Source organism: Blautia sp. MSK17_66, assembly GCF_020538025.1.
GTDB lineage: Bacteria > Bacillota > Clostridia > Lachnospirales > Lachnospiraceae > Blautia_A.
Genome location: NZ_JAJBNQ010000094.1, coordinates 1 through 442 on the forward strand (window position 1 = coordinate 1; position 442 = coordinate 442).

Sequence of the window (442 nt, forward strand, 5' to 3'; positions counted from 1 at the left end):
TGACATGCTCCCACCACTTAAATCTCTGATTTTGAAGTGGGGGCTTCTTGCTCAATGGCTCTACTGAGCCAAGTATCTACAAGCTATCCTCGCGTGCCCCGCGATTTTTTGCCCGGACACGGGCATATTTCTTACTTATTGTCTTGTCCGGATACGGACAGTTTATGCTGCCAGCATCCTTCTTGCCTCTTCACGGATGTTGATTGCTGCATTTCGATCTCTGTCCATCTCATTTCCGCACGTACAGCGGTAAACTCTTTCGGATAATTTCAGCTCTTTTTTTATCTTTCCGCATTTACTGCATTTTTTGCTTGACGGGAAAAAGCGGTCTACCTTTACTAATTCTTTTCCCTTCCAAGCAAGCTTATAATCCAGCATATTCCGGAACATCCCGTATCCATTATCCTGTATACTTTTCCCAAAATGCAGGCACTGGCTCATC

At 44.8% G+C, this 442-nt stretch carries 1 protein-coding gene; it reads right to left on the minus strand.

Going from position 1 to position 442, the window contains the following annotated elements:
• Positions 1-162: 162 nt before the first annotated feature.
• Positions 163-442: zinc ribbon domain-containing protein (locus LIR34_RS17625; RefSeq protein ID WP_173903425.1), on the minus strand; the 280-nt coding region annotated here is incomplete at its 5' end.